The 2,958-nt window shown below is 40.1% G+C and carries 4 protein-coding genes; 1 reads left to right on the top strand and 3 read right to left on the bottom strand.

The window, feature by feature from the left end; genetic code table 11:
• Positions 1–216: 216 nt before the first annotated feature.
• From FC65_RS12950 to FC65_RS09905, 3 genes are all read right to left on the bottom strand, one after another.
• Positions 217–288, bottom strand: coding sequence for a hypothetical protein (locus tag FC65_RS12950; RefSeq protein WP_382405803.1), 72 nt, complete (start codon positions 286–288; stop codon positions 217–219).
• A gap of 889 nt (positions 289–1,177) precedes the next feature.
• Positions 1,178–2,059 carry an IS3 family transposase gene (locus tag FC65_RS12615; RefSeq protein WP_268872484.1) on the bottom strand — a complete coding sequence of 294 codons (882 nt, stop codon included), beginning with the start codon at positions 2,057–2,059 and terminating at the stop codon, positions 1,178–1,180.
• Between the two features lie 83 nt (positions 2,060–2,142).
• Positions 2,143–2,328 carry an IS3 family transposase gene (locus FC65_RS09905; RefSeq protein WP_085898821.1) on the bottom strand — a complete coding sequence of 62 codons (186 nt, stop codon included), beginning with the start codon at positions 2,326–2,328 and terminating at the stop codon, positions 2,143–2,145.
• A 163-nt stretch (positions 2,329–2,491) separates the two neighbouring features.
• On the opposite strand from FC65_RS09905, the gene FC65_RS09900 reads away from it, so the two are divergent.
• Positions 2,492–2,958: hypothetical protein (locus FC65_RS09900; protein WP_156408624.1), on the top strand; the 467-nt coding region annotated here is incomplete at its 3' end.

Raw genomic sequence — 2,958 nt, 5'->3', positions numbered from 1 at the left:
TTTACCCACACAAAGTTGACACTATCAAACAAGAAGTATTAATTGACAAAGCAATGTTATAGTTATAACATTAACAATAAGAAAAGGGCCCAGTGCTATAACACTGAACCCTTACACATTTGCCGTTTTAAGAACGGTGGACTTTAAACTAACAACTTATAAAAACAGCTCTCGTCTACTCCTCCAAAAGTATCTGAGAGCTGTTTTTATATACTTTTAAGCGACTAATGATACGATCGCTACGATGACACCGATAAGCGTTACGACTAGAAGTGCGGTCTGTAACATCAGTGATAATACATCTTTTGTATTCAAAACGTGACGTGCTTTCTTGAGATTTTCGTCCCATACGCATTCATTCCCCCTTAGGGTCGTACTGACATGCCACCGCTCTCAAAACTTCAAACGTTAATTATATTAAACCACCAATTCAAAATGTTTACAACCTAAAAACGTGGCCTTCTAAACTCCCCTAGCTAATTAGGGCGGTTTAGAGGGCTTTTAGTTTGCCCTGCCTAAAATTATACTAGGATACCCATAGAACGTCTCACAGGCCCCCCCTAAATGGCTCTCAGACATACTCTAGGCTGTGTTAACCTGCTAGTCTGGCTGAAACAGGGTAATCATGGCTAGACTGAACATTTTGTCAAACTTCCTTATACTAATAGGTGTAAGGAGGTGGCAATCTAGTCAGTCAGCCAATTTTAGACGGCATTAGCTATAAAGTGACCTCACAGGAGGCTCATACGAGAATTCTGGCATTTGTCGAGTATAATTAATGCCACACAAAGCTACAATGTCTCACAGGGCTTATTATGGACGTTTATGGACATGCACGCTAAACGACAGCTATCAATCACCAATAAACTTGCAACATCAGTTTGCCGATATAATTGCACTATAGTCTGTCCATCAGGTTAATTTCACAGGTTAGTTCATACGGTTAGTCCATACGGTTAGTCCATAATGTTTACCCATACTGAAAGCTAGTACTATGATTAGCCATTACAGAATAGCAGTATAGCTTATCATATGAGAGCTATCGCTCAAACCCATACTGAAAGCTAGTACTGTATTCTCCTAAAGCAGTGGATTGAAGTCAATATTTGAGACAGATTTTAAGAGACATTCAGAACCGCGTTTACCTTCCACAGCTCAAATAAATCATTAATCGCGATTAATAACTTATTTGAACCCTGGAAAGCATTAAATCAGGCGGCCATTTGGCTCGTAAGTGTTGCAATTTCAACTTGTAAGGGGGTCTGGTAGCCCAGTGAACTATGAATTCTCTTCCTATTGTAGAAAGCATGCACATATTCAAAAAGGACGGCACTGGATAAACACATTCCTTTTTGAGGGAAGCGTGAAGGGATTCCATTGGCGCATTATCATACGGACAACCCTTACGGTTGTATGAGTGGCGGATATGTAGCTCAGTTAAACGTTGATTGTAATCATCGCTGGTATACTGTGATCCTAAATCCGTATGGATAATCAGGTCCCCAGTAATGGTTCGATTTTTAACCGCGCTTTCAAGGGTCTTTAAGACTAAATCAGTAGCCATCTTTTTTGAGAACGAATAGCCGATAATCCGTCGTGAGTGCAGGTCCATGATGGTTGATAAGTAACACCAGCCATTACGCTTCGTTTGAATATAGGTCATATCAGCGGTCCATTTTTGATTTAAACCAGTGGTCGAGAAATCCTGCTTAAGCAAGTTGGGACGCTGTTCAACCTTGGTTTTGGAAGCCGAAGCCGCTTTCCACTTATTGACGGTAACGGAGTGGATATCCAGTTCCTTCATGAGCCGGGAAATCCGTCGTGGACTGCACCGAAGCTGCAGTGGTTGAAGTTCCAGATTCAATTCATGGTGGATCTTCATAACACCGTATCGCTGCTTAAATTCCGCAAAGATCCGCAGAATCCGTTGTTTCAAGTCCGCATCTTCGGCCCGGCGTTTTGAAGGTTTGGGGGATCGATAACGATAATACTGAGCTCTGGAAACACCGAGGATTCGGCACATCTTGGTTACCTGGTGGTGATGGCTTTCTTGGTGAATGTAATCAAAGATATTGGTTACTTCTGCGCAAGGAATCCTAGGGCTTTTTTTAGGATTTCGTTCTCTTCAGACAGCGAAGCGCGTCACTTTTCCATCGCTTTGATTTTGTCTGGCGATTTACCAGATTGAGTTTTGACTTGGCCCTGGATCCATTTATGAACTGTTGAATAACCAATGCCATATTCTCTGGGCAGTTGGGCAGCTGATTCGCCTTGTTTATATAGGTTGATGATGTTTTGTTTAAATTCTTTGTCGTAACGAGTTGGCATGTAAAAATTCTTTCCTTTTGAGAGACGATTTATTCATTATATCCTCTCTTAAAAGTTGTCTCAGGAATCAGCTTACATCAAACTTCATCTACCTACGATAGATGAAACTAAAGTTCTTTCTTTCTGGTTAGCTTCATATTCCTATGAGTTCTTCTTTGTTCAAATGCCACGTTACGAATTAATAAAGTCAACTTTACCCGCGTCAACGAAACTTGTATGGGCATCCTTGGATACAAAGATCCCCGAATTTCAATTAACTCAGCAACTGTTTAAAAGTGATGACATTTTTAATTCCTTTGCATCATTAAAAAAGGGCTTTTCACTGCTGTTTCTCCCTTACGCGTTTGCAATTATGAATGACGACATGGGAGATGAAGAATTCGGTAAACTAAGTACAACCAGCAAATCATCTATTTTATGGTTAAGGCAACTTTTATCTGAAGGTTATCAGCCAACTTTAAAAACCATGTATCACATTAAAGACATACCACAAAATGAACGGCCTTCATTCACCGAGTCTGGCTTAGTACATAATTCATTTCCAATGATGAACACGTTCTTTGTAATCTTATTCGCTGATTTAGCAGAAAATATATTAAAACCTGAATTATTCATACTTTTCGTTGCAGT

This window comes from Ligilactobacillus acidipiscis DSM 15836, from assembly GCF_001435755.1.
GTDB lineage: Bacteria > Bacillota > Bacilli > Lactobacillales > Lactobacillaceae > Ligilactobacillus > Ligilactobacillus acidipiscis.
This window is presented reverse-complemented; position numbering and strand designations above follow the sequence as displayed.

Coding starts and splice junctions, on each gene's coding strand:
- FC65_RS09905 (WP_085898821.1), bottom strand. CDS start 2,328: ATGCCAACTCGTTACGACAAAGAATTTAAACAAAACATCATCAACCTA.